Raw genomic sequence first — 1,259 nt, 5'->3', positions numbered from 1 at the left:
CGGCGCGAGGCGACGTAATGGCCGGTGGCGAGCGCCTGCGCGCCGAGCTCGCGGGCGGTCTTCAGCAAGTCGCGGAACTTGACCGAGCGGTTGCACTCGATGCACGGCACCGGCGTTTCACCAAGGGCATAAGAGTCGGCGAAATTGTCGATGACGGATTCGCGAAAGCGGTCCTCGTAGTCGAGCACGTAATGGGGAATGCCGAGTTTTGCCGCGACGTCGCGCGCGTCGTGAATGTCCTGGCCCGCGCAGCAGGCGCCTTTGCGATGGGTCGCCGCGCCATGGTCGTAGAGCTGCAGCGTGATGCCGACGACGTCGTAGCCTTCCGCCTTCAAAAGCGCAGCCGTCGTCGAGGAGTCGACGCCGCCCGACATGGCGACAACGACCCTGGTGTCCTCAGGACGGCCTTCGAGATCCAGACTGTTGCGCATGGGCCTTAAGGGTTGTGGCGACGGCGTGCGGCGATCCGCGATGTCATGCTTCTCGCGGGACATCGGCGATCCCCGGGAACTTCAGTTCCCGAAAGGCACGACTGCCCGGTCGAAAGCGGCTGAGAGTAACCTCTTTAATATAGGCGGCATTCCGGTGAAGCAATCACAGGGGCGGCCAGCTTAGGGCAATTCTTGCCGGGCAGGCAGAAATGGCGGGGGCGCGGCAGGCCCCGCGGCGGCGCCCCGAATCATCAAGCTATTGATTTTGCTGAATAAATGCACACGAGGCGACGCTGGCCCGCTCCTTGCTCCCCTGATGCCGAAGATGTTTCCAAGGGGTTGCCTGTGGTCGGTCGTACGTCAGATGTCGTGGCAAGCGTGCAGGTTTCGAGCGCGCAGCAAAAGCCTGCCCGGTCGCAGAGCTCCAAAGAGCCGTCCGCGGACGATAGCTTCGGCTCGCTGGTCGACAGCAACACCCAGGCGATCAGCACCAATGCGGCCGCGCAGGCCCAGGATCGCGCGCCGCGGCGCAGCGATTCATCCTCGTCCTCCGCGGACAAGGGCCCGCGCGACACCTCGTCCACGGATTCGTCCTCGCAAAGCAAGGCGAGCGACGACACCGACGCATCCGCGCCCAGGAACGACAACGCGAGCGATACGACCGCCGATCCGGCCAAGGACGCCGGCAAGCTCAAGGACAAGTCCGAGACATCCGACGCCAAATCGGCTGACAAATCGGCTGATACGTCCGAGGAGGCCAAGGGCGACAAGACCGAGGCCACCGACGGGCTCGCCGTCTCCGCCGATGCCGCGGCGGCCGCGCCGACC

Annotated in this window: 1 protein-coding gene and 1 pseudogene; one reads left to right on the top strand and one right to left on the bottom strand. The window is 65.1% G+C overall.

Features of this window, described 5'->3' with window-relative positions; genetic code table 11:
* Positions 1-431 (bottom strand): asparagine synthase-related protein (locus tag MOV74_RS38495; RefSeq protein ID WP_246932772.1); only part of this gene is annotated, 431 nt, incomplete at its 3' end.
* 345 nt (positions 432-776) lie between these two features.
* Here MOV74_RS38495 and MOV74_RS38490 point away from each other — a divergent pair.
* Positions 777-1,259 (top strand): annotated as a pseudogene (locus MOV74_RS38490) (flagellar hook-length control protein FliK); the annotation flags it as partial.

The sequence above is a fragment of the Bradyrhizobium sp. SHOUNA76 genome (genome assembly GCF_023006445.1).
Taxonomy (GTDB): domain Bacteria; phylum Pseudomonadota; class Alphaproteobacteria; order Rhizobiales; family Xanthobacteraceae; genus Bradyrhizobium.
This window is presented reverse-complemented; position numbering and strand designations above follow the sequence as displayed.